The organism is Pantoea sp. AS142, from assembly GCF_037152305.1.
Taxonomy (GTDB): domain Bacteria; phylum Pseudomonadota; class Gammaproteobacteria; order Enterobacterales; family Enterobacteriaceae; genus Pantoea.
Map to the genome: position 1 here is coordinate 71,649 of NZ_JBBCMO010000002.1, position 22,967 is coordinate 94,615.

Here is a 22,967-nt window from a genome sequence, read left to right on the forward strand (position 1 = left end):
GCCATAGCCGTTATAATCACGCCATTCGGGCGATTCATTATTTATTGAGGCATTTTGTTATGGTACCTGTGGTCGCGCTGGTTGGGCGTCCCAATGTGGGAAAATCTACGCTATTCAACCGTTTAACTCGCACACGTGATGCGCTGGTAGCGGATTTTCCTGGACTGACTCGCGATCGCAAATATGGTCGCGCCGAAGTGGAAGGGCGCGAATTTATTGTTATTGATACCGGTGGTATCGACGGCACCGAAGAAGGTGTTGAAACGCGGATGGCCGAGCAGTCACTGCTGGCGATTGAAGAAGCGGATGTCGTACTGTTTATGGTCGACGCGCGTGCCGGCATGATGGCCGCCGATCAGCAAATCGCTAAGCATCTCCGTTCCCGCCAGAAAGCGACTTTTTTGGTGGCCAACAAAACTGATGGGCTCGATCCTGATCAGGCGGTTGTCGACTTCTATTCATTGGGTCTGGGCGAGATCCATGCCATTGCGGCCTCGCATGGTCGTGGTGTGACCAGCCTGATCGAAACGGCACTGCTGCCATGGATGGACAAGGTTGAGCCGGTCGAACTCACTGAAGAAGAAGAGAACCAGGCTTACTGGGCAGCACTGGAGGCCGGGGAAACTGCAGAGCTGGAAGCCGCAGAGGAAGAAGAAAACTTCGACCCGACTGGCTTGCCGATCAAACTGGCGATTGTAGGCCGTCCTAATGTAGGTAAGTCAACGCTTACTAACCGTATTCTCGGCGAGGACCGCGTAGTGGTCTACGATATGCCGGGCACCACCCGCGACAGTATCTATATTCCGATGGAGCGTGACGGGCGTGAATACGTTCTGATCGACACCGCAGGCGTGCGTAAGCGTGCCAAAATCTCTGACACTGTAGAGAAATTTTCGGTGATCAAGACGTTGCAAGCGATAGAAGATGCCAACGTGGTGATGCTGGTGATTGATGCCCACGCCGGTATTTCCGACCAGGATCTTTCGCTGCTTGGCTTCATTCTTAACAGTGGTCGTTCGCTGGTGATTGTGGTCAACAAATGGGATGGCCTGACGCAGGAAGTGCGTGACGAAGTGAAAGAGACGCTGGACTACCGTCTGGGCTTTATCGATTTTGCCCGCATCCACTTTATCTCTGCACTGCACGGCAGCGGCGTCGGTAATCTGTTTGAATCGATCACCGAAGCTTATGACTGTTCGACGAAGCGCGTAAACACCTCGTTGCTGACCCGCATCATGAATATGGCGGCTGACGATCACCAGCCACCGCTGGTGCGCAGTCGTCGCGTTAAGCTTAAATATGCGCATGCCGGTGGTTATAACCCGCCTATCGTTGTGATCCACGGTAATCAGGTTAAGGAACTGCCCGATTCTTACAAACGCTACCTGATGAACTATTTCCGGAAATCACTCAACGTGATGGGAACGCCAATTCGTATTCAGTTCAAAGAGGGTGATAACCCTTATGAAGGCAAACGCAACCTGTTGACGCCGACTCAGCAGCGTAAACGTAAGCGTCTGCTGGCGCATATGAAAAAGAATAAGCGTTAGGAAAATGGGGGCCATCTGGCCCTCTTTTTTTGCTCTGATTACCTCAGGGCAGGGAGAAAATGATGAGTGTAATTTGCGAAACATGTCAGCAACCGCTGTCGCTCAGCGACGGTGAATTTATCTGTCCTGCCTGTGGTACGCATTATCCTGCGGAACCCTGTTGTCCCGAGTGTCATCAGCCTCTTGAAGTGCTCAAAGCCTGCGGCGCGGAAGACTATTTTTGTCGGAACGGACATGGCCTGATCTCCCGAAAACGGGTGCTTTTCCAGCCGCCAGCACACTGATAGCTTTCGGCTACGCTTAAACTGTCAGGTGAACACTTTTCTCCCTGCCCGATTTTGTAGCAAAAATGCTATTACGTCGTAACAAATGGGTTGTATATGTTCACTCTGTAATGTACCAGGTGGTACAATCCTGCCGCGTCGTGGGAGGAGGCAGCCACATCCGTGCTTTTCCGGCCCACAGATTCTTACGGACGCGGGTCTGTTTATATTCGATTTGAAACCGAGCGATGCCCTATGCGGACCTATTCAAAGTGCCGGAGTCCGGATGGCACCTGTCCGGGCGTTCTGTTTTATTCAGGAGAGTAAGTGTTATGGCTGAAACATCCTCCCGTTCCGGAAAGGGGCTGGGAATAACATCCGTTCTGCTCGGATTGGTACTGCTTGCCACTGGTCTGTTTTTTGCAATTGGCGGCGGTAAACTGGTTGCCCTTGGTGGCAGCGGGTACTTTTTAATTGCGGGTATTGTCACTGTACTTTCCGCAATCCAGTTCTTCCGTCGTAAATCATCAGCAGTGGTTCTGTTCCTGCTGGTCTTTGTCGGCACCCTGATCTGGTCGTTATTCGAAGCAGGGCTGGAGTTCTGGCCGTTGGTATCACGCCTGATGGTGCCTGCCGGGCTGATGCTGCTTGCCTTCCTGATCTGGCCTTCACTGCGTAAGAATGAAGGTAAGCACTCACTGGCGAAACCATCTTATCTGCTCTCTGCGCTGCTGGCGGCAGGCATGGTTGTTACGCTGGTGCAGATGTTCCAGCCACATCCTACCGTTGCAGGCACGGGCGAAGAGCTTCCGCTGATCCCGGTAGATAAAGCGAAACAGCAGAAAGACTGGGATAACTACGGTAATACCCCGCAGGGCAGTCGCTTTGTGGCGCTGGATCAAATCACCCGCGATAACGTCAAAGATCTGCAGGTCGCCTGGACCTTCCGCACTGGTGATACGCCTGCCAGCCCGACGGGTAACGGCGCAGAAGATCAGCAGACGCCATTACAGATTGGCAATACCCTCTATCTTTGTACGCCGCACAACAACGTTATTGCCGTTGAAGCCAACAGCGGTAAGCAGATCTGGAAACGTGAAATCAATGCCAAAGCGGAAGTCTGGCCGCGCTGCCGTGGTCTGGCTTACTTTGACGCTACTAAACCGCTGCAACAGCCGGATAAACCGGGTTCTACCCCGGTGACAGCCGCTGTGCTGCCAGTTGGTGATAGCTGTCAGCGTCGTATTCTGATGAACACCATTGACGCGCGTCTGATTGCGATCAACGCCGATAACGGTGAATTCTGTGAAAACTTCGGCGATCACGGCATCGTTGATCTCAAAGCGGGCATGGGCAAGGCGCCGGATCCGCAATATCAGCTGACCTCAGCGCCAACGCTGGCAGGCACGACCGTTGTCGTGGGTGGTCGCGTCGCGGACAACGTGCAGACGGATATGCCGGGTGGCGTGCTGCGTGGCTTTGACGTTATCACCGGTCAGATGCGCTGGGCGTTTGACCCTGGTAATGTTGACCCGAATGCGATACTGATGCCCGGTAAAGAGTACACCCGCAGTACGCCGAACTCCTGGGCCCCGATGTCTTACGATCCGGCGATGAACACCGTGTTCATTCCAATGGGTAGTTCGTCGGTTGACCTTTGGGGCGCGAACCGTACCGAATTGGATCACAAATATGGCGCATCGGTGCTGGCGCTGGATGCCACCACCGGTAAAGAGAAATGGGTCTATCAGACCGTGCATAACGATCTGTGGGACTTTGACCTGCCGATGCAGCCAAGCCTAATCGACTTCCCGCAAAAAGATGGCAGCACGACGCCAGCGGTGGTGATTGGCGGTAAAACCGGGATGATCTTCGTGCTTGACCGTATGACTGGCAAGCCGCTGACCAAAGTCGAAGAACTGCCGATGCCGCAGGGCCATATCCCGAACGAGCAGTACACCAAAACGCAGCCACACTCGACCGGTATGCCGCAGATTGGCAATCAGACGCTGAAGGAGTCTGACATGTGGGGTGCGACGCCCTTTGATCAGCTTGCCTGCCGTATTGGCTTCAAATCAATGCGCTATGACGGCCTGTTCACCGTGCCGGACACGGACAAGTCTCTGAGCTTCCCGGGGTCGCTGGGTGGTATGAACTGGGGCAGCATGTCGACCGATCCGAACAACCACCTGCTGTTCGTCAATGACATGCGCCTGGGCCTGTGGGTACAGATGATCCCGGCTGATACCAGCAGCATTTCGCGTGGCAGCAACGGCGGCGAAGCGATTAATACCGGTATGGGCGCCGTTCCGCTGAAAGGCACGCCCTATGCTGTGAATAAAAACCGCTTTATGTCACCGCTGGGCATCCCTTGTCAGAAACCGCCATTTGGTACGCTGTCGGCGATTGACATGAAAACGCAAAAAATCGTCTGGCAGGTGCCGGTCGGCACTGTGCAGGATACCGGTCCGTTTGGCATTAAAATGCGCGTGAAAATGCCGGTTGGCATGCCAACCCTGGGCGGTACGCTGGCAACACAGGGTGGCCTGGTGTTCATCGCCGGTACGCAGGATTACTATCTGCGCGCCTTTGATTCCTCAACCGGTAAAGAAGTGTGGAAAGCACGTCTGCCGGTTGGCAGTCAGGGTGGCCCGATGAGTTACGTCTCACCGAAAGATGGTAAGCAATACATCCTGATCTCCGCCGGTGGCGCACGTCAGTCACCGGATCGCGGTGATTACGTGATTGCTTACGCGCTGCCAGACAGCAAGTAACAACGCTTAAGGAAAAGGGCCGACATTGTCGGCCCTTTTTTTGCTTATTTACCGTCGCGCCACAGCGCCTGTAATTCAGGGGGCGCCACCTGTTCCGGAATCAACAACACAAGGGTGCCGACCTCGCGGCGGGTAGCATACTGAATCTGGATGCGAAAATAGCGCTGATCGCCACTGCCCACCTGCGCGGCTTTCTCTTCCGGTTCGCCCAGCGGCATCGCCTGTTCCAGCGCATGGCAGACGCGTTGTCTTTCAGGCGGCGCCAGGTCGCCCAGCATAAAGCGACGTTCGGCGCGCAGCCCCGGAATAAAGGCCATGCCGCCTTCACGCGCGACGATGATGGTGGCATCATCGGTGAGTTCAGGCAGTTCACTCATAGCACGCCAACCTCCTTCCACGCCTGTTCAATGGCACTGCTGACCGACTGATTAAACCGCGTTTTACCATGCTTAATGGTGAAGCTGGCAAAGGTCTTAAAATCCGCATCCTGAGGCAGTTCGTCGTCACACAGTGTGTCATACCAGGCATATCCCGCCTGTTCCCATGCATAACCGCCCAGTGCGGTTGCCGCCAGATAAAAAGCCCGGTTTGGAATACCGGAGTTAATATGGACTCCGCCATTATCTTCGCGGGTTTTCACATAGTGATCCATGTGAGCGGGTTGTGGGTCTTTGCCCAGCATCGGATCATCGTAGGCGGTGCCCGGTTCAGACATCGATCGCAGTCCACGCCCGTGGATGCCGCTTGCCAGCAGGCCTTCACCGATGATCCAGTCTGCCTCATCGGCGCGCTGTTTTTTACTGAACTGTTTCACCAGCGAGCCAAAGACATCCGACAGTGACTCATTCAGCGCGCCAGCCTGCTCGAAGTAGATCAACCCGGCTTCGTTTTCTGTGACGCCATGTGTCAGTTCGTGCGCCACAACGTCAATCGCAATGGTGAAGCGATTAAAGATTTCGCCGTCACCATCACCAAAGACCATCTGCTGACCGTTCCAGAAGGCGTTCTGGTATTTCTCACCGTAGTGTACGGTACCCAGCAATTTCAGCCCCTGATTATCCAGCGAATTACGCTGATAAGCCTGCCAGAAAAAATCATAGGTCACGCCAAGGTAGTCCCAGGCTTCGTCAGCTGCGACGTCGCTATTGCTGGGCTGGCCCTCCTGACGAATCAGCTTACCCGGCAGGTTTTGCTGGCTTTGCGCATCATAAATTTCACGATCTACATGGCCACCCGCCGCCGTTTTAACGCCGGTCGTCTTTTGCCAGTGTTCCGCCATCAGGTGCTGAACGTGTGTCAGGGTGCGACGCGCCTGCTCCTGCTGGTGGCCGGAACTGTGCGCAATGATTTTGCGAAGAATATAGGGGGGAATAACGCAGTAAGCCATCTTAAACTCCTTGACAACAGGGATGTGTCAAAAAGTATAGACCCGTCAGTCTGGATAGACCTGGTTATTGAGGCCAGCGGTAAATGGAAAAGTGTGAGCCGACGGGCAGAGTCAGGAGGCAGTTTTGCGGCGGCGCTTTTTCTCAGGCAACAACTGCGTCACCTGGCTTTCAACCCAGCCGTCATCAAGACGGGTGCGCAGCAGGTCGCCGCTCTGGAGCTGCCCGGTTTTTTTCACCACCTGTCCGGCGGTGTCGGTGGTAACGCTAAAACCCCGCGCCAGCGTTGCCAGCGGGCTGACGCCTTCCAGCTGCGCAACCAGCCGACCAAAGTGCTGTTTACTGGTGCTCAGCTGTTTTGCCATGCTCTGCTGCAGGCGGTAGTGCCAGCTTTGCAACTGCTTTTGTGCCTCGAACAAGCGCTGTTGCGGCTGCTGGGCATTGAGCCGATGCGACAGGCGATCCTGCTGACGTGTGGCCTGACGCAGGCGGGCTTCCATCGCTTCACCCAGACGCTGCTGCAGGCGAAACAGGGCTGTCTGCTGGCGGGCCAGACGCAGCTGTGGATGCTGCTGTTGCAGGCGATGCTCAAGGCGGGTGAAGAGCCGCTGCTGGCGCGCCAGATAGTAATCCATCGCCATCTCCAGCCGCTGTTGCTGTGACTGCAACTGGCGCAGCAGCTCCACCTGGTTACGGCTGACAATTTCAGCCGCGGCGGAAGGGGTGGGCGCGCGTAAATCGGCGACGAAGTCAGCAATGGTGATGTCGGTTTCATGACCCACCGCGCTGACAATGGGAATGCGACTGGCAAAAATGGCGCGCGCCACGCGTTCGTCGTTAAAGCTCCATAAATCTTCCAGCGAACCGCCGCCGCGTCCGACGATTAATACGTCGCACTCGTTGCGCAGGTTGGCGATTTCAATCGCCCGCACGATAGCCGCTGGCGCATCGACGCCCTGGACTACGGTCGGGTAAATGATCACGGGCAGGGAGGGATCACGGCGATGCAGCACGCGTAACACATCGTGCAGCGCCGCGCCGGTGGAAGAGGTGATCACCCCGACCTGACGCGCCGGCGCCGGCAGCGGTTGCTTATGCTGCGGCTCAAACAAGCCTTCGGTTGCCAGCTTTGCTTTCAGCAGTTCAAACTGCTGCTGCAGCAAGCCCTCACCCGCCGGATGCATGCTTTCTGCAATCAGCTGATAGTCACCGCGTGGCTCATAGAGGGTGATGTTGGCGCGCACCAGCACTTGCTGACCATGCTGCGGGCGAAAGGTGACGCGTCGATTGCTGTTGCGGAACATGGCGCAGCGAACCTGAGCGCCATCATCTTTCAGCGTGAAGTACCAGTGACCGGAAGCTGGTTGCGTGAAGTTGGAGATCTCGGCGCTGATCCAGACCAGGCCCATCTCTTTCTCCAGCAACTGACGCACTGTCGTATTGAGACGGCTGACGGTAAAAATATTGGCGATAGGAGGCAGCGACATGTGACGAAGATCAAATTCCAAATCAGCAGGTTAATTCATCGATACTACAGGGCTGTCGGTGCGGATCAAGAGTTTTTCGTAAATAATGCTGGAGGCAATCAATTACGGCCTGTATAATGCCGCGGCAATATTTTATCTAATCTCAATCACCCGAGGTGGAGTATTGCCATGTTAAGAATCGCTAAAGAAGCACTCACTTTTGACGACGTTCTGCTCGTTCCTGCTCACTCCACCGTCCTGCCGAACACGGCCGATCTCAGCACTCAGCTGACCAAAAATATTCGTTTAAACATTCCTATGCTCTCCGCTGCAATGGACACCGTGACCGAAGCGGGTCTGGCGATTGCGCTGGCACAGGAAGGCGGCCTTGGCTTCATCCATAAAAACATGTCAATTGAACGCCAGGCGGACGAAGTGCGCAAGGTGAAGAAACATGAGAGCGGCGTGGTCACTGAACCGCAGACCGTGCTGCCAACCACGCCACTGGCTGACGTTAAAGCGTTGACCGAGCGCAACGGCTTTGCGGGTTACCCGGTTGTTAACCGTGACAACGAACTGGTGGGAATCATTACCGGTCGTGACGTGCGCTTTGTGACCGACCTTTCTCAGCCGGTCTCGGCGGTAATGACCCCGAAAGATCGCCTGGTGACGGTGAAAGAGGGTGAAGCGCGCGATGTGGTGCTGCACAAGATGCATGAAAAGCGTGTTGAGAAAGCGTTAGTGGTGGATGACAGCTTTCATCTGCTGGGCATGATCACTGTTAAAGACTTCCAGAAAGCCGAACGTAAACCAAACGCCTGTAAAGATGCGCAGGGTCGTCTGCGTGTCGGTGCGGCTGTGGGTGCCGGTGCGGGTAACGAAGAGCGTATTGATGCGCTGGTTGCAGCAGGCGTTGACGTGTTGCTAATCGATTCTTCTCATGGTCATTCTGAAGGTGTGTTGTCACGTATCCGCGAAACCCGTGCTAAATACCCCGATCTGGAGATTGTCGGCGGTAACGTCGCCACCGGTGCAGGCGCACTGGCGCTGGTTGCTGCTGGTGTCAGCGCCGTTAAAGTGGGTATCGGCCCGGGTTCTATCTGTACCACCCGTATCGTCACCGGCGTGGGCGTTCCGCAGATCACTGCCGTGTCTGACGCAGTGACCGCGCTGGAAGGCACCGGTATTCCGGTCATTGCCGATGGCGGGATCCGTTTCTCGGGAGACATTGCCAAAGCAATCGCCGCTGGTGCGTCTTGTGTGATGGTCGGTTCGATGCTGGCGGGGACCGAAGAGTCACCGGGCGAGATCGAACTCTATCAGGGCCGTTCATTTAAATCCTATCGCGGTATGGGTTCACTGGGCGCGATGTCCAAAGGCTCATCTGACCGTTATTTCCAGACCGATAATGCCGCGGACAAACTGGTACCGGAAGGGATCGAAGGTCGTGTGGCCTACAAAGGCCGTCTGAAAGAGATCGTGCATCAGCAGATGGGCGGACTGCGCTCGTGTATGGGCCTGACCGGTTGCCCGACCATTGACGACCTGCGCACCAAAGCGGAATTTGTCCGCATCAGCGGCGCAGGCATCAATGAGAGCCATGTGCATGATGTGACCATCACCAAAGAGTCACCGAACTACCGCATGGGTTCATAATTCCGATTTCCCGCCCGGCTTCAGCCGGGCGCTTTTATTGATCTAGTCACCGTTCTGGAAACCCCTCAATGACGACGGAAAATATCCATAAGCATCGCATTCTTATTCTCGATTTCGGTTCGCAATATACTCAGCTGGTCGCACGCCGCGTGCGTGAGCTGGGCGTTTACTGTGAACTCTGGGCATGGGATGTTACCGAAGAGCAGATTCGCCAGTTCAACCCAAGCGGTATCATTCTTTCTGGTGGCCCGGAAAGCACCACCGAATTGAACAGCCCACGTGCGCCTGAATATGTCTTCAGCGCGGGTGTTCCGGTGCTGGGTGTCTGCTACGGTATGCAGACCATGGCCATGCAGTTGGGCGGTACCGTTGCTGGCTCAACCGAGCGCGAGTTTGGTTATGCGCAGGTTGAAGTGACGACTCCAAGCGCGCTGGTTCGCGATATTGAAGATGCGATCAGCGCAGCCGGTAAACCGTTGCTGGATGTCTGGATGAGTCACGGCGACAAAGTCACAGCGATCCCGGCTGACTTCGTCACTGTTGCCAGCACAGAGACCTGTCCGTTCGCCATCATGGCCAACGAAGAAAAGCGTTTCTACGGTGTGCAGTTCCACCCGGAAGTGACTCATACCCGCCAGGGCCTGCGGATGCTTGAGCGCTTTGTTATCGACATTTGTGAATGTGAAGCCCTGTGGACACCAGCCAAAATCATTGAAGATGCGGTTGAACGTCTGCGTGCGCAGGTCGGTAATGACAAAGTGATCCTCGGCCTGTCAGGCGGTGTTGACTCCTCCGTAACAGCGATGCTGCTGCACCGCGCTATTGGCGATCGCCTGACCTGTGTGTTTGTGGATAACGGCCTGCTGCGCCTGAACGAAGCCCAACAGGTGATGGATATGTTTGGCGACCACTTCGGCCTCAACATTATTCATGTTGAAGGCGAAGCGCGTTTCCTTGAAGCCCTGGCCGGTGAGAATGAGCCGGAAGCGAAACGTAAAATTATCGGTCGCGTCTTTGTGGAAGTGTTTGATGAAGAAGCGCTGAAACTGCAGGACGTTAAGTGGCTGGCGCAGGGCACCATCTATCCGGATGTGATTGAGTCTGCAGCCTCCGCAACCGGTAAGGCGCACGTCATCAAATCGCATCACAACGTCGGCGGCCTGCCGAAAGAGATGAAGATGGGTCTCGTTGAGCCGCTGCGTGAGCTGTTCAAAGATGAAGTGCGTAAGATTGGTCTGGAGCTGGGCCTGCCTTACGATATGCTCTACCGCCATCCGTTCCCGGGTCCAGGTCTGGGGGTACGCGTGCTGGGTGAAGTGAAGAAAGAGTATTGCGACCTGTTGCGCCGTGCCGATGCTATCTTCATCGAAGAGCTGCATAAAGCGGATCTCTACAACAAAGTCAGCCAGGCATTCACTGTCTTCCTGCCGGTTCGTTCGGTCGGTGTGATGGGGGATGGCCGTAAATATGACTGGGTTGTCTCGCTGCGTGCGGTTGAAACCATCGACTTTATGACCGCACACTGGGCGCATCTGCCGTATGAGTTCCTTGGCCGCGTCTCTAACCGCATCATCAATGAGGTCGACGGTATCTCCCGCGTCGTTTATGACATCAGCGGTAAGCCACCGGCAACGATTGAGTGGGAATAACCCAGCCACAGTCAATTAATCCCTGACGCTAAAGCCCGCTTTCCTGGCGGGCTTTTTAATGTTTAAGCCTCATCTGACCCCGTGGTTTAACCTTTCAGCGCATCCACAACCACTACTGACGGTTTTCTGTTCATTTTACTGAGAATTACGCTATTCTCCATGGAGTAGAAGCCCGCACTTAATGTCAGTCGTGTCCCGCTTTTATCCGTTGCTTTCACCTATCATCCGTATCCCAAAGCCGCCGCGTACTGAAACCGCCTGTTGATAAGGCGTTTCGTGATTCTTATGTCACCAGGAATGTTGTCATGCTCTCACTCAAAGTGTTCAGCCTGTTTTTTGTTGCCGTACTGTTGCTGTCGCTCGGGGCCAGCATCGCCCAGGCGACGCGTCACAGCGAAACCGCTGAGCGGGGTGGCTGGATGACCGCCCGGCGCGATTCGGCCGGAATAGCGCCCGATCCGCGCGCTTTATCTGACCTGGCTATCGTGCAGGTCTATGCCGCGCCGACCTATGGCTGGAAAGGAGCAGTAGCGGTGCATCCGTGGATCATCTTCAAGCGCGCCGGTGAAACGCGATTCACTCGCTATGAAGTGATTAGCTGGGGCAGTGGCGATAAAGTCCGGCGCAACACGAACCTGCCTGATGGCTACTGGTATGGTGCTAAACCCAGACTGCTGGTGGAACATCGCGGTCCAGAAGCGGAAGCGATGATCCCGCAGATTGAAGCCGCCATTAAATCCTATCCCTGGCCGACAACGTATCGTGCCTGGCCCGGACCGAACAGCAACACTTTTATGGCGCATATTGGCCGCGAAGTCCCGGCCTTAAGGCTGGATCTGCCAGCCAATGCGCTGGGTAAAGATTACCGGCCACTGTGGCGTCCGGTCGGGCTGCCACCATCCGGGCGCGGTCTGCAGGTATCGATTCTGGGCGTGGCAGGTGTGACATTGGGTGCGGAAGAGGGGTTTGAAGTGAACCTGCTGGGTCTGAACATGGGACTCGATTTTACGCCGTTCCGACTGCGTCTGCCGTTTATTGGCGGGCTGGGCAATGACAACCTTCAGCAGGACAAGCTCTGACAGTCTGGCCCCGCTAGCGGGGCCATTTCGCCTTAACACACGCCAAAGTCACCCTCTTCGTGATAGAGATTGACGTTCTCCGCCTTCACTTCAATCTCTTTCTTTGCTGCATCATCAACGCGTGCGCACCACAAGGTGTCGCCTTCAACGCGCAATACCTGCATCTTAGGACCACCGGTTTTCGACTGAACAAAATCCTCTGCTTTAAACATATTTCCTCCGTTGTTTATCGTTGCTGCTGCCAGATTATCGCTGGCGCTGATCGTTTTTACGTAACGCTTTCCAGTTTATACCCTGACTGTTTTACTGCGAGAAAAAGTCTCCGCATGCTGATCCGCATTAAGAAATAACCCTCAGGTTGTCAGTTGACAACGCATAAATTCGCCGTCAGGATAGGGACAGATATGGCAAGGAAGCGGTATCCCAATAAAGAGATCGAGACGGCGTTACGCTACGCCGAATCCCATGGCTGGCTGGTTGTTACAGGAGGCCATCACGCCTGGGGAAAAATGTACTGCCCGAAAAATCTGATGATGTGCCGATGTGGGGAATTTTGTCTCACTTGTATCTGGCGCACACCGAAAAACACCTATCAGCATGCCCGTGCGCGGCGGCGCGTGGTTGATAACTGTTACGATATGAAGTCCTGATACAGCACAAGGAGAGGCATATGGAATATTGTTTTACATTACGGTTCAGCTTGCCGGAAGGTCATGCTCCGGAGGATGAAATGCTGGAAACGCTGGCGGCAGCAGGTTGCGACGATGCGTTGATTGGCCTGGGCATGCCGGGGCGCATTGCGCTGGAGTTCACCCGCGAGTCTGACACCGCTACAGATGTATTGATGCAGGCGGAACAGGATGTACTGCGTGCAATACCGGGAGCTACGCTGGTGGAAGCCGCACCCGATTTTGTGGGATTGACGGATGTGGCGGAGATCATGGGTATGACGCGGCAGAATATGCGCAAGCTGATGCTCAGCCACCGTCCGCCATTTCCACCGCCGGTGCATGACGGTAAAACGGCCATCTGGCACCTGTCGGATGTGCTCGAGTGGCTAAGCCAGCGCAGCAACTATACGCTGCCTGCGGCGACCCGTGAGCTGGCACAGGTGACGCGCCAGCGTAATTTTAACGGGTCGCTGCAACGTTACGGCCTGCAAGCCTGACGATCAGTGCGGCAGCAGAAAGATCGTCGCCAGCCCCAGGAAGATAAAGAAACCGCCGGTATCGGTAAGGGCGGTGATCAATACGCTGGAGCCGACGGCGGGATCGCGCTTCATTTTAGTCATTACCAGCGGCACCAGTACGCCCATCAATGCGGCCAGCAGCAGATTGAGCGCCATTGCGAGCATCATCACGCCGCCCAGCGCCATATTGTCATACATCAGCCAGGTGATGCCGCCCATGATGCCGCCCCAAAAGAGGCCGTTAATCAGCGCCACGCCCAGTTCCCGGACAATCAGAAACGAGAAGTTACCCGGTTCAACCTGATGTAAGGCCAGCGCCCGCACAATCATGGTGATGGTCTGGTTACCGGTGTTGCCGCCGATACCCGCAACAATTGGCATCAGGGTGGCCAGGGCAACGATTTGCGAAATCGTCCCTTCAAACAGCCCGATGACCCGGGAGGCGACAAAGGCGGTGCAAAGATTAATGGCTAGCCAGGCCCAGCGTTTTCGCACCGATTTACGCACCGGCGCGAAAACATCCTCTTCCTGACTGATACCGCCCATTTTACGAATGTTGCTTTCGTTTTCGGCATTCACCAGGTCGATGATGTCTTCAATGGTCACGCGGCCAATCAGTTTGCCCTTAGCGTCGGTGACGGCGGCAGAAATCAGGTTGTAGCGCTCAAAGGCGCTGGCGGCGTCTTCGGCCTTATCGTTGAGCTGGAAGGTGGTAGGACGTGCATTCATGACGTCGCTCACCAGCGTTTTGGGTTTGTTAAGCAGGATATCTGTCAGCAGCAACTCGCCCAGTAGCTGATTATCTTTGTTGGTGATAAAGAGTTTATCGGTACCGCCCGGCATGCTTTTGCGCTTGCGCAGAAAACGCTGCACCGTCGCCAGCGTGACATCTTCGCGCACCGTCAGGATATTGAAATCCATCACCCGGCCTACGCGGTCACGGTCGAGCTGCACCATATCGAGCATACGGGCGCGCAGAGCCGGCTCCACGGTCGCCAGCAGGCGTCCGGTCAGGTCACGTGGCAGATAACGTGCCAGCCAGACCTGATCGTCGATGTCCAGCGGCTGAATAGCGCGCAGGATATCGCGGTCGCTCATCTCTTCGGTGAGACTTGCCCAGACCGTTTCGGACGCTTCAACCAGCACATGGCCACGCCGCTCGTTTGGCACCAGTCGCCACAGCGCCTGACGTTCCTCTTCGGGCAGGGCTTCAAGAATATCGGCGAGGTCAGCGGCATGAAGCTGCAAAATGTCCTGTTCCAGCGCGTCACGCTGGGTCGCATTTTCACGTTGCTGTTCAGGATTGAGATCGCCAGCTTTCTCCAGCAGGGAATCAACCAGATCGTGCTCGTTGAGCAGCAGCGTCAGAATGCGATGACGTATTTCACTTAAACGTTGAGAATGAGAAACAGACACATTGAATCCCTTAGTCTGAAAGCACCAGCACGAAGTGTAGCGTTTCGCCTGAAAAAGCGATGCAAAAAAGAGTCCAGTTATCTGGATAACAGTTACGTTTCAGGTGCGTTTCAGGCGAAAAGTCAGTATTCGTTAGCGCGTATCACCTGATGTGGCCGCAACCGGTTCAGGAATAGCTTTCTTTTGCTGATGATGCTCGAAGGCAGCAGGCAGGATAAAAATCAAGCGACTAAAAAGAATGATAAAACTAATCAGCAGCACAATGCGGGTCATGGTGCCGGTTTTTTGACGTCTTCGGGGAGAAATAGCGCTGTTCACGCGGGGTGGTTCCTGTAATGACCCGTTAAGGGCGACTGCAATATTTAGTCACAGTCGCCTGATGAAATCAATCGTTGCTGAAAAAAACAGCAGATGAAGATCAGTAACTCGCTTTTTGCGCCAGCAGCGTAGCAAAGCGGCAGGTGATGCGGTTGCCATTTTCATCTGTACGATGCAGCTGACCGGGGTGCTCGTTGTACTTCACGATGTGCCAGTTGCGGTAGTAGTGGCTCAACTCGCCTGACTTAAAAGCAAACGAAAAGTCAGCCGGGCAGGGCATATCCTCCGTGTTCATCGCTGCCACAATCAGGTTAAAACCCTCCCTGACCGTGCAAGCCTGCATGTCGGCAATCAGCTGCGGAATGGTCTGAGGCCGCAGGAACATCATCACCACCGTCGACAGCACAAAATCGAAGCCGCCATTAAAGCGCGTATTATTCAGGTCGCGCTGCTCGGTGTGAATACCGCTGAGATTTTCCTGCGCAATAATCGCCTGCAGGCGCGCCAGACTTTGCGGATTGTGATCCCATGCCGTGACGTCAAAACCCTGCTGGTTCAGAAACAGCGTATTGCGTCCCACGCCACAGCCAAGGTCAAGCGCCTTGCCGACGGTGAGCTGGGGCAGAGCCGCAACCACTTCGGAGTGGGGCGGCGTCAAACCATAGGATTCAGCAAAATAGTGTTCGCCTGAAAGCGGTGCAGTTGGTTGTGTCATATTCGTCAATTCAGTTAAAAGGGCGCAGGGGCGCCCAGGTTGTCAGATTTCTTCTTCGAGGATCAATTTCCATCCTGTGACGTCGTTCCAGTAAACCTGCTCACGTTCAAGATCAAGCTGAACCAGGTTGTTCTGAGTGAAGTAGCCCGCCGGGAAAATCAGCGTCCAGTGGCCATCATCGCATTTCAGAGTTAACGCATCCGGACGCGTGGTGGCCTGGCGCTGATTATTCAGCAGGGTACCCAGACGAAGCAGGAAAATCAGCGGCACAAACTGCTTTTTCTTGAACAGCGTGACGCGAGGCAACTCATCGAGCTTCACCGCTTTACGATGGAATCTGACCAGGGCTGCCAGCAGCATCTGCTGATCCTGATTGAATCCCGGCAGGTTGGTGTTTTGCAGGATATAGGCTGAATGGCGTTGCAGCGCACTGTGATTGATGGTCAGGCCCACTTCGTGCAGCATCGCCGCCCATTTCAACAGTGCGGCCAGCTGCGGATTCGCCAGTTTCGGATTCTGTTCGCTCCATTGCAGATAAAGCTGCTCGGTGGTTTCAAGTACACGTCGCGCCTGATCGCTGTCGATGGCGTAATGATTAGCCAGGCTTTGTGCCGTACGGCTGCGAATATCCTGATGGCGGAAACGGCCCTCCATCTCATAGAGCACACCTTCACGCAGCGCACCATCAGAGAGGCGCAGTTCGCGAATCGCCAGCGCATCAAATACGCCACACAGAATTGCCAGCCCGGGTACAAAAACGCCTTTACGCTCTTCTGACAGGCCCGGCAGGCTCAGTGCCGCAAAGGATTTGTGTTTCATCACCTCGTCATAGAGCTTGTCGAGGCGATCTGGCGTAATCAGCTTCTCTTTCTCATCCATCGCCTGCAGCACTTCGCAGGCTGCTTTGATCGTTCCGGAAGCACCCAGCGCATATTGCCAGCCATGCAGACGATATTGCCACGCCAGTGTTTCCAGCTTCTGCGCGGCCGCTAAACGGGCGCGACGGAAATTTTCACGGCTGATTTCACCTTTTGGGAAATAGAGCTGGGCAAAACTGACGCACCCCATACGGCGACTTTCAACCAGTTGCGGTTCAAAATCCTCGCCAATCACCAGTTCGGTTGAGCCGCCGCCGATATCAATCACCAGCTTGCGGCCTTTCTCCGGCTGGGTGTGTTCAACCCCCATAAAAATCAGGCGAGCCTCTTCATGCCCCGAAATCACCTCTATCGGATAGGGGATCACCTCAGCAGCACGTTGCAGGAAGGTTTCGGCATTGACCGCCTCGCGCAGCGTATGGGTACCGACAATCGTCACGTTGCTGGGACTGAATCCCTGCAAGCGCTCGGCGAACAGGGCCAGGCAAGCTAACCCACGTTCCATCGCTTCTTCGCTGAGGTTGTGCTGGGAATCCAGTCCGTCAGCCAGATGGACGCGCTGCTTAAGGCGGCCTAACACCTGCATTGCACCATCGACAACCCGCGCAATCACCATATGGAAACTGTTCGAGCCCAGGTCAATCGCCGCAAACTCCTGGGGTTTAGGCGTACTTTTATGAGAAATTGGCATAGGATTTATTCAGGTTGTTCCAGTTTCTTGATGTAATCATAGATGGCCAGCTGTGAGCGCACTTTACGACGATTGCCACGCTGGACGTAATGGTTACTCAGCTCTTTATCGACGATGCGCGCTTTCACCGTATCGCTCAACTGAATAGCAATAATGTCGACGATGCGCTGCCGGATGTGGGGATCGAGAATCGCCACGGCCACTTCGATGCGGTAATCAATGTTACGTGTCATCCAGTCAGCGGAGGAGAGGAACACCTTCTTATCGCCGCCATTCTCAAAAATATAGACGCGGTCGTGTTCCAGATAACGGTCAACAATACTGATGACGCGAATATTTTCACTGATCCCGGGCAAATCGGGGATTAATGAGCACATTCCACGCACCAGAAGATTGACCTTCACCCCTACGCTGGAGGCTGTATAAAGCCGATCAACCAGACCTTTGTCCACCAGATTGTTTATTTTCAGAGTAATGCCGCAGGGCTTATTTTGCTGGGCATTGGCAATTTCAGTGTCGATCAGTTCATACAACATCCGGCGCGAATTCTGTGGCGACACCATCAGATGATCAAACGTCACGGGCCGATAGGGATTCTCAATGAAGTTGAACACCCGACGCACTTCATTAGTGATGCGCGCATCCGCGGTCAGTAACGAGTAATCCGTATAGAGTCGCGCAGTTTTCTCGTTAAAGTTGCCGGTGCCGATATGTGCGTAGCGCACAATCTCTTCGCCTTCGCGGCGTGAGATCAGGAACAGTTTGGCGTGGATCTTCAGTCCCGGTGCGGAGAAAATCACATGGACACCCGCTTCGGTCAGGCGTTTCGCCCAGTAGATGTTGGCTTCTTCATCAAAGCGCGCCTGCAGCTCCACCACCACCGTGACCTTTTTACCGTTATAGGCGGCATGGATCATCGCATCCATGATGCGGGAATGTTTGGCGACGCGGTAGATATTGATTTTTATCGCCAGCACGCTGGGGTCAAAAGACGCCTGACGCAGCAGTTCCAATACATGCTCAAAGGTGTGGTACGGATAATAGAGCAGCACGTCGCGATCGCGAATCGCATCAAAGCCGTTACGAAAGCCATCAAAACCGATATGGCGAATCTGAGACAGCGGGCGGTTGACCAGGTTATTTTTGCCGACACTCGGGAAGCCGATAAAGTCTTTAAAGTTGTGATAGCGGCCGCCCGGCAATATGGAGTCCAGGTTAGAAATTGAAAGCTTATGGCACAGCAGCTCCACCATCGAATCGGGCATATCGCGCTGATAGACGAAACGCACCGGTTCAGCCGTCAGTCGCTGCTTCAGGCTGGAGGACATCAGCTCCAGCAGGCTCGATTCCATCTCCGTTACCAGATCGTACTCGGCGTCACGCGTCATTTTCATTGAATAGGCGTTGAGCGCATCGTAATCGTAGAAGCCTTTGAAAATATCATCCAGGCAATAACGTAAAATGTTATCCAGCAGGATCATTGGTTTACGGCGACGCGGAGGCTCTGCCGGTAAATTAATGAAACGCGGCACTTTGTCGGAGGGGATCTCCAGCAGCGCATAACGAATATCGTCACCGCGGATAATTTCTACCGCCAGGTAGGTGTAGTCATCTTTAAGAAATTCGGTCAGGTCAGTTTCATGGGTGATGAGAATCGGAGAGATATGCTGACGCAGCTCATGTTTAAAGTAGTGGCGCAGCCACGCCTGCTGATTGGATGAGAGCTGGCGTTCGTTGATCAGAAAGATCTGGTTACGTGCCATTTCCAGCAGCAGATCGTTATAGAGTGCATCAAACTCCTGATCGGACTTCATCACCCGTTGTTGAATTTTCTTAAACAGATGGCGTGGCGTACTGGCGGAACCCTGCTCTTCACCAATCAGAATGCGGCGTTTGAGGTCGGCGAAGCGGACTTTATAGAATTCGTCGAGATTGTTGGAGTAGATACCCAGAAAGCGCATCCGCTCAATCAGTGGATTGCTTTTATCTGCCGCTTCCTGCAAAACCCGTTCATTAAAGGATAACCAGCTTAATTCTTTTTCTATATAAAGCTTTACCTGACCCATTCTCACTCCATTTAGCGGTTGCAGGACTGAAGATCCAGTATCCACGAACATTATGGCGAGAGTATGGCAGCGTTGTCCAACGCCAGGAGTTGTCTTATTAATCGGCTACGGGCAACATAGCGGCTTATTTTGGCCTGCTACCGGAACCGCATGAGCGCAAACCACATTCCTGTCCAATTCAGCGATCGTAAACGTCGCGCCGTTGACCGTCTGACGCGGCGGCTGGTGACCTGCTGTGGCGTGGCGATCCTGCTGTTGATGCTGCTGCTGTTCTGCTGGCTGATTGGCGTGGTATTACCGCTGTTTAATGCGCCGGGCCTGCAAATCGCGGCCAGCCAGCAACTCTGGGATCGTGCGCCAGCATTAGCGATTGGCAATCAGGGTCATGTCGGCTGGCGTATTAGCGAACGCGGTGCGGCCCGTTTTATTCCGCTGGATGGTCAGCCTGCGGAACCGGCGCTGGCGCTGACCCCAGCACCCGACGAGATAGTGAGGAGCGCCGATGGCCAGACGCTGCTGCTGACTATGCAGGGCGCGATGACACTGATGCAGCCCACGGCCGATCAGCAGTGGCGTTTTCCGCTGGGCGATAAACCCTTTCATCTCCCCGATGGCGCGGTGACAAAGATGGCGCTGGCGACGCGCCATGTGGGTCAGTGGCGCATTGCCGCACTCACTGAGGCCGGACTCCGGGTGCTGACGCTCGACACCGATCGACATGCCTCGATCATCTCGCTACCGCAACGCCAGCTGGATCTGCTGGCGCTCTCTCCGGCCGGCGATCTGCTCTACACCACCGAAGGTAATCTGCTGCGGGTCTGGCAACTCGACGATGACCGTGCACTATTGCGTGAAACGCATACCTTGCCAAAGCGTCCGACCAGTCTGAATCTGCTGGTGGGTGGCAAAAGCCTACTGATCCAGGATCACAGCGGTGTCACGCAGTGGTTTGCTATCGCCAGCGACCAGGGGCCACGACTGCAGCGTATTCGTACCTTTGCCGACAGCGACGGCGAGACGATTCTGGTGACGGAATCACAACGTCGCGTGTTTGCGACGCTCAGTAAACAGGGGCTGTTGCGGCTCTTCGCCAGCAAGCAGGCTGGCCCGATTCTGCAGCGTCAGCTGGAACCTGGCATTGTGCAGGCTCAATTTTCACCCCATGGTGACAGCCTGCTGATTGAGCGGCCGGGAAGCTGGCAGACCCTGCGGCTCGATAATCCATGGCCGGACGTCACCTGGCGCAATTTCTGGCAAAAAATCTGGTATGAAAACTACCCCGAAGCGGATTGGATCTGGCAATCAACGGCGGCGGGCGACAGCTATCAGGCCAAGTTCAGTCTGGTGCCGATGGTTATGGGAACGCTGAAAGCGGCCAGTTTAGCGCTGCTGTTTGCCACACCGCTGGCGCTGGCCGCGGCGATGTACACCGCGTGGTTCATGGCACCAGGCCTGCGACGCTGGGTTAAACCGGCAATTGAGATGATGGGGGCGCTGCCGAGCGTGGTGGTGGGGCTGATTGCCGGGATCTGGCTGGCTCCGCATATTGGTCAGGCGCTGGTCGGTGTGCTGCTGCTGCCGCTGACGCTGGCGGGCACGCTGCTGCTGTGCGGGGTATTCAACGCACGTTTACCGCCGCGCTGGCGTCAGCCGGGCCGTGAGATGCTGATGCTGCTGCCACTGTTGCTGCTGATGACGCTGCTGACGCTGTGGCTGCCCACGCTGTTTATACCGGATGCCGGCGACTGGCTGCCGCATTATGAGCAGCGCAATTTGCTGGTGGCCGCGCTGGCGATGGGTTTTGCGCTGGTGCCGCTGATATTTACCCTCTCTGAAGATGCGCTGTTCAGCGTGCCTGCTGCGCTGGGGCAGGGCTCGCTGGCACTGGGTGCGACGCCATGGCAAACCCTGACCCGCGTCGTGCTGCCGGATGCCTCCGCCGGTATTTTTGCCGCTCTGATGATTGGTCTGGGACGTGCCGTGGGAGAAACCATGATTTTGCTGATGGCAACCGGCAATACACCACAAAGTGAAGGTGGCCCGTTCAGCGGCCTGCGTGCCTTGTCCGCGAATATCGCCATTGAGATGCCGGAAGCGGCGGCGGGCAGTGCGCACTACCGCGTACTGTTTCTTAGCGCCCTGATGCTGTTGCTGTTTACGCTGGTGATTAACACTGTTGCCGAGCTGATCCGCCAGCGGCTGCGTCAGCGCTACAGCCAGCACGAGGAGCAGGCATGAAGGCGATGCGACAGAACGATCGCTGGCGCTGGTTAACCGCCGGTGCGGTCGCCGTCTGCCTGCTGGCCTTTACGCTGCTGATTGGGTTACTGGCCTGGCAGGGCGTTCGCGCTTTCTGGCCGCAGCACGTTGACCTCTACACGTTCAGTCAGCCTGAAGGGGGCGAGACGCGCCTGTTGGGCGAAACCCTGGAACATCAGCGGCGCTTTCCAGCCCCGGCAGATGAGCAGGGCAACAGCGGCGGTCAGGTTAATCGCTATCTGATTAAAACCGGTAACCGTGACTGGGATGCACCCGATTTTCGCGTGGTCTACAGCCGCGCGGCGGCGCAGGCCAGCCAGCCAGCGGATATCATGGTGCTGCAGCGGCGCAGCCACGGTCAGGCATACGGCTGGTTTGTCGGCCTGCGTGAAGATAACGAAGAGCTAACCGCGCAGGATCCCGCTGCGCTGTTGCAACAGCGGCTCGGACAGGTGCAAATGCTGGTGCGGCAGGCTAACCAGATTCGCCGGGTCGATATGGCGCGCCTCAACAGCCAGCGTGAGCAGCTTGATGAGCAGGCGGCCACAAACCGTGCTGCCGGGCACTTTGATCTACAGGCAGAGTCAGAATATCAGGCAAATCAGGCCGCATTGCAGCGTCGCTTTACTCAGCTGAGTGAGACACTGGCCTCTCTGCAACTGCAGAGTCAGCGCGATCTGCTAATCCTGCGTGATGTGCATGGCAGCGAACAGGCGATCCCGCTGACCGAAATCGTTGACAGCTGGAAGCCGAACGCGATGACGCTGACCGGCAAAACGCTGCATTTTCTGCATCAGTTATGGCGTTTCATCAGTGACTCACCCGCCGAGGGCGAAAGTGAATCCGGGGCGTTCCCGGCGATCTTTGGCACCGTGCTGATGGTGCTACTAATGTCGGTGGTGGTGATGCCGCTGGGCGTCATTGCCGCCATCTGGCTGCATGAATATGCCGGACGCAATGCGCTAACAAGACTGGTGCGTATCGCGGTGGTCAATCTGGCTGGCGTTCCCTCCATTGTCTATGGCGTATTTGGTCTGGGCTTCTTCGTCTGGCTGGTGGGCGGCACGATTGACCAGCTCTTCTTCGCCAGCGCACTGCCCAACCCCACCTTTGGAACGCCAGGTCTGCTGTGGGCGTCGCTGACCCTGGCCTTGCTAACGCTGCCCGTGGTGATTGTGGCGACCGAAGAGGGGTTATCCCGTATTCCCAACAGTCTGCGGCAGGGCTCGCTGGCGCTGGGCGCGACCCAGGCGGAAACGCTGTGGCACGTGGTGTTGCCTATGGCGGTGCCTGCCATGCTGACCGGTCTTATTCTGGCGGTGGCGCGTGCGGCCGGAGAGACTGCGCCGCTAATGCTGGTTGGCGTGGTAAAAATGGTGCCGGAACTGCCGGTCGACGCGGTGTTTCCTTATCTGCATCTGGATCGCAAGTTCATGCATCTGGGCTTCCAGATTTACGATCTGGCGTTTCAGAGTCCGAATATTGAAGCTGACCGGCCGCTGGTGTTCGCCACCGCGCTGCTGCTGGTGCTGATTATTCTGTCGCTTAATCTGCTGGCGATGGGCCTGCGTCACCGTCTGCGTGAACGCTATCGCCTTATGACTCAATAACAG

At 55.6% G+C, this 22,967-nt stretch carries 19 protein-coding genes; 10 read left to right on the forward strand and 9 right to left on the reverse strand.

All coding sequences use genetic code 11. The annotated features are described in order from the left end of the window. Window positions 1-59 precede the first annotated feature (59 nt). From der to WFO64_RS05430, 3 genes are all read left to right on the forward strand, one after another. Window positions 60-1,550, forward strand: a complete 1,491-nt coding sequence (gene der / locus WFO64_RS05420; protein ID WP_337009668.1) for a ribosome biogenesis GTPase Der — start codon at window positions 60-62, stop codon at window positions 1,548-1,550. A 62-nt stretch (window positions 1,551-1,612) separates the two neighbouring features. Next, a complete protein-coding gene (locus WFO64_RS05425) occupies window positions 1,613-1,834 on the forward strand; it encodes a zinc ribbon domain-containing protein (protein ID WP_337010501.1) in 222 nt (73 codons plus the stop codon). A gap of 311 nt (window positions 1,835-2,145) precedes the next feature. Then, window positions 2,146-4,587 (forward strand): glucose/quinate/shikimate family membrane-bound PQQ-dependent dehydrogenase, encoded by a 2,442-nt coding sequence (locus tag WFO64_RS05430; protein ID WP_337009670.1) that lies wholly within the window; start codon window positions 2,146-2,148, stop codon window positions 4,585-4,587. Between the two features lie 44 nt (window positions 4,588-4,631). On the opposite strand, the gene WFO64_RS05435 is transcribed toward WFO64_RS05430, so the two are convergent. The 3 genes from WFO64_RS05435 to xseA all read right to left on the reverse strand — a co-directional run bounded on the left by WFO64_RS05435 (window position 4,632) and on the right by xseA (window position 7,459). Then, window positions 4,632-4,964: a protealysin inhibitor emfourin gene (locus WFO64_RS05435; protein ID WP_337009672.1), complete on the reverse strand. Its 333-nt coding sequence runs from the start codon at window positions 4,962-4,964 to the stop codon at window positions 4,632-4,634. Continuing rightward, entirely contained in the window at window positions 4,961-5,974 is a 1,014-nt protein-coding gene (locus WFO64_RS05440) for a M4 family metallopeptidase (RefSeq protein WP_337009674.1), read from the reverse strand. Before WFO64_RS05440 ends, WFO64_RS05435 begins: the two co-directional genes overlap by 4 nt. Before the next feature lie 111 nt (window positions 5,975-6,085). Beyond that, the gene (xseA, locus tag WFO64_RS05445; protein WP_337009676.1) at window positions 6,086-7,459 is read right to left on the reverse strand and encodes an exodeoxyribonuclease VII large subunit; all 1,374 of its coding nucleotides are present in this window, start codon (window positions 7,457-7,459) and stop codon (window positions 6,086-6,088) included. Between the two features lie 168 nt (window positions 7,460-7,627). Between xseA and guaB the strand changes: the two genes are divergently transcribed. From guaB to WFO64_RS05460, 3 genes are all read left to right on the forward strand, one after another. Then, on the forward strand, window positions 7,628-9,094 hold the full coding sequence (gene guaB / locus WFO64_RS05450) for an IMP dehydrogenase (RefSeq protein WP_337009678.1): 1,467 nt from the start codon (window positions 7,628-7,630) through the stop codon (window positions 9,092-9,094). A gap of 68 nt (window positions 9,095-9,162) precedes the next feature. Beyond that, window positions 9,163-10,743 carry a glutamine-hydrolyzing GMP synthase gene (gene guaA / locus WFO64_RS05455; RefSeq protein ID WP_337009680.1) on the forward strand — a complete coding sequence of 527 codons (1,581 nt, stop codon included), beginning with the start codon at window positions 9,163-9,165 and terminating at the stop codon, window positions 10,741-10,743. A gap of 305 nt (window positions 10,744-11,048) precedes the next feature. Continuing rightward, window positions 11,049-11,822, forward strand: a complete 774-nt coding sequence (locus tag WFO64_RS05460; RefSeq protein WP_337009682.1) for a DUF3750 domain-containing protein — start codon at window positions 11,049-11,051, stop codon at window positions 11,820-11,822. A 32-nt stretch (window positions 11,823-11,854) separates the two neighbouring features. Here the strand turns inward: WFO64_RS05460 and WFO64_RS05465 are convergent, their stop codons facing one another. After that, complete coding sequence (locus tag WFO64_RS05465; protein ID WP_337009684.1) at window positions 11,855-12,034, reverse strand: DUF2158 domain-containing protein; 180 nt, start codon at window positions 12,032-12,034, stop codon at window positions 11,855-11,857. A 192-nt stretch (window positions 12,035-12,226) separates the two neighbouring features. Between WFO64_RS05465 and WFO64_RS05470 the strand changes: the two genes are divergently transcribed. Both WFO64_RS05470 and WFO64_RS05475 read left to right on the forward strand, forming a co-directional pair. Continuing rightward, window positions 12,227-12,472, forward strand: a complete 246-nt coding sequence (locus WFO64_RS05470) for a hypothetical protein (RefSeq protein WP_337009686.1) — start codon at window positions 12,227-12,229, stop codon at window positions 12,470-12,472. A 20-nt stretch (window positions 12,473-12,492) separates the two neighbouring features. Further along, window positions 12,493-12,990: a helix-turn-helix transcriptional regulator gene (locus WFO64_RS05475; protein WP_337009688.1), complete on the forward strand. Its 498-nt coding sequence runs from the start codon at window positions 12,493-12,495 to the stop codon at window positions 12,988-12,990. 3 nt (window positions 12,991-12,993) lie between these two features. On the opposite strand, the gene mgtE is transcribed toward WFO64_RS05475, so the two are convergent. From mgtE to ppk1, 5 genes are all read right to left on the reverse strand, one after another. Continuing rightward, window positions 12,994-14,427, reverse strand: coding sequence for a magnesium transporter (gene mgtE / locus WFO64_RS05480; protein WP_337009690.1), 1,434 nt, complete (start codon window positions 14,425-14,427; stop codon window positions 12,994-12,996). 132 nt (window positions 14,428-14,559) lie between these two features. Beyond that, window positions 14,560-14,745: a YfgG family protein gene (locus WFO64_RS05485; protein ID WP_337009692.1), complete on the reverse strand. Its 186-nt coding sequence runs from the start codon at window positions 14,743-14,745 to the stop codon at window positions 14,560-14,562. 100 nt (window positions 14,746-14,845) lie between these two features. Next, complete coding sequence (tehB, locus tag WFO64_RS05490) at window positions 14,846-15,460, reverse strand: tellurite resistance methyltransferase TehB (protein WP_337009694.1); 615 nt, start codon at window positions 15,458-15,460, stop codon at window positions 14,846-14,848. Window positions 15,461-15,502: 42 nt separating this feature from the next. Then, a complete protein-coding gene (ppx, locus tag WFO64_RS05495; RefSeq protein WP_337009696.1) occupies window positions 15,503-17,029 on the reverse strand; it encodes an exopolyphosphatase in 1,527 nt (508 codons plus the stop codon). 5 nt (window positions 17,030-17,034) lie between these two features. Continuing rightward, window positions 17,035-19,095 carry a polyphosphate kinase 1 gene (gene ppk1, locus WFO64_RS05500; RefSeq protein ID WP_337009698.1) on the reverse strand — a complete coding sequence of 687 codons (2,061 nt, stop codon included), beginning with the start codon at window positions 19,093-19,095 and terminating at the stop codon, window positions 17,035-17,037. A gap of 150 nt (window positions 19,096-19,245) precedes the next feature. Here ppk1 and WFO64_RS05505 point away from each other — a divergent pair, with 150 nt between their 5' ends. Together WFO64_RS05505 and pstA are read left to right on the forward strand one after the other, a co-directional pair. Further along, complete coding sequence (locus tag WFO64_RS05505) at window positions 19,246-21,333, forward strand: ABC transporter permease subunit (RefSeq protein WP_337009700.1); 2,088 nt, start codon at window positions 19,246-19,248, stop codon at window positions 21,331-21,333. Further along, complete coding sequence (pstA, locus tag WFO64_RS05510) at window positions 21,330-22,964, forward strand: phosphate ABC transporter permease PstA (RefSeq protein ID WP_337009702.1); 1,635 nt, start codon at window positions 21,330-21,332, stop codon at window positions 22,962-22,964. The genes WFO64_RS05505 and pstA overlap by 4 nt, the downstream gene beginning before the upstream one ends. Window positions 22,965-22,967: the final 3 nt, after the last annotated feature.

Coding starts and splice junctions, on each gene's coding strand:
- tehB (WP_337009694.1), bottom strand. CDS start 15,460: ATGACACAACCAACTGCACCGCTTTCAGGCGAACACTATTTTGCTGAA.
- ppx (WP_337009696.1), bottom strand. CDS start 17,029: ATGCCAATTTCTCATAAAAGTACGCCTAAACCCCAGGAGTTTGCGGCG.
- guaB (WP_337009678.1), top strand. CDS start 7,628: ATGTTAAGAATCGCTAAAGAAGCACTCACTTTTGACGACGTTCTGCTC.
- WFO64_RS05425 (WP_337010501.1), top strand. CDS start 1,613: ATGAGTGTAATTTGCGAAACATGTCAGCAACCGCTGTCGCTCAGCGAC.
- ppk1 (WP_337009698.1), bottom strand. CDS start 19,095: ATGGGTCAGGTAAAGCTTTATATAGAAAAAGAATTAAGCTGGTTATCC.
- WFO64_RS05505 (WP_337009700.1), top strand. CDS start 19,246: ATGAGCGCAAACCACATTCCTGTCCAATTCAGCGATCGTAAACGTCGC.
- xseA (WP_337009676.1), bottom strand. CDS start 7,459: ATGTCGCTGCCTCCTATCGCCAATATTTTTACCGTCAGCCGTCTCAAT.
- pstA (WP_337009702.1), top strand. CDS start 21,330: ATGAAGGCGATGCGACAGAACGATCGCTGGCGCTGGTTAACCGCCGGT.
- der (WP_337009668.1), top strand. CDS start 60: ATGGTACCTGTGGTCGCGCTGGTTGGGCGTCCCAATGTGGGAAAATCT.
- guaA (WP_337009680.1), top strand. CDS start 9,163: ATGACGACGGAAAATATCCATAAGCATCGCATTCTTATTCTCGATTTC.
- WFO64_RS05430 (WP_337009670.1), top strand. CDS start 2,146: ATGGCTGAAACATCCTCCCGTTCCGGAAAGGGGCTGGGAATAACATCC.
- WFO64_RS05440 (WP_337009674.1), bottom strand. CDS start 5,974: ATGGCTTACTGCGTTATTCCCCCCTATATTCTTCGCAAAATCATTGCG.
- WFO64_RS05475 (WP_337009688.1), top strand. CDS start 12,493: ATGGAATATTGTTTTACATTACGGTTCAGCTTGCCGGAAGGTCATGCT.
- WFO64_RS05470 (WP_337009686.1), top strand. CDS start 12,227: ATGGCAAGGAAGCGGTATCCCAATAAAGAGATCGAGACGGCGTTACGC.
- WFO64_RS05465 (WP_337009684.1), bottom strand. CDS start 12,034: ATGTTTAAAGCAGAGGATTTTGTTCAGTCGAAAACCGGTGGTCCTAAG.
- WFO64_RS05435 (WP_337009672.1), bottom strand. CDS start 4,964: ATGAGTGAACTGCCTGAACTCACCGATGATGCCACCATCATCGTCGCG.
- WFO64_RS05460 (WP_337009682.1), top strand. CDS start 11,049: ATGCTCTCACTCAAAGTGTTCAGCCTGTTTTTTGTTGCCGTACTGTTG.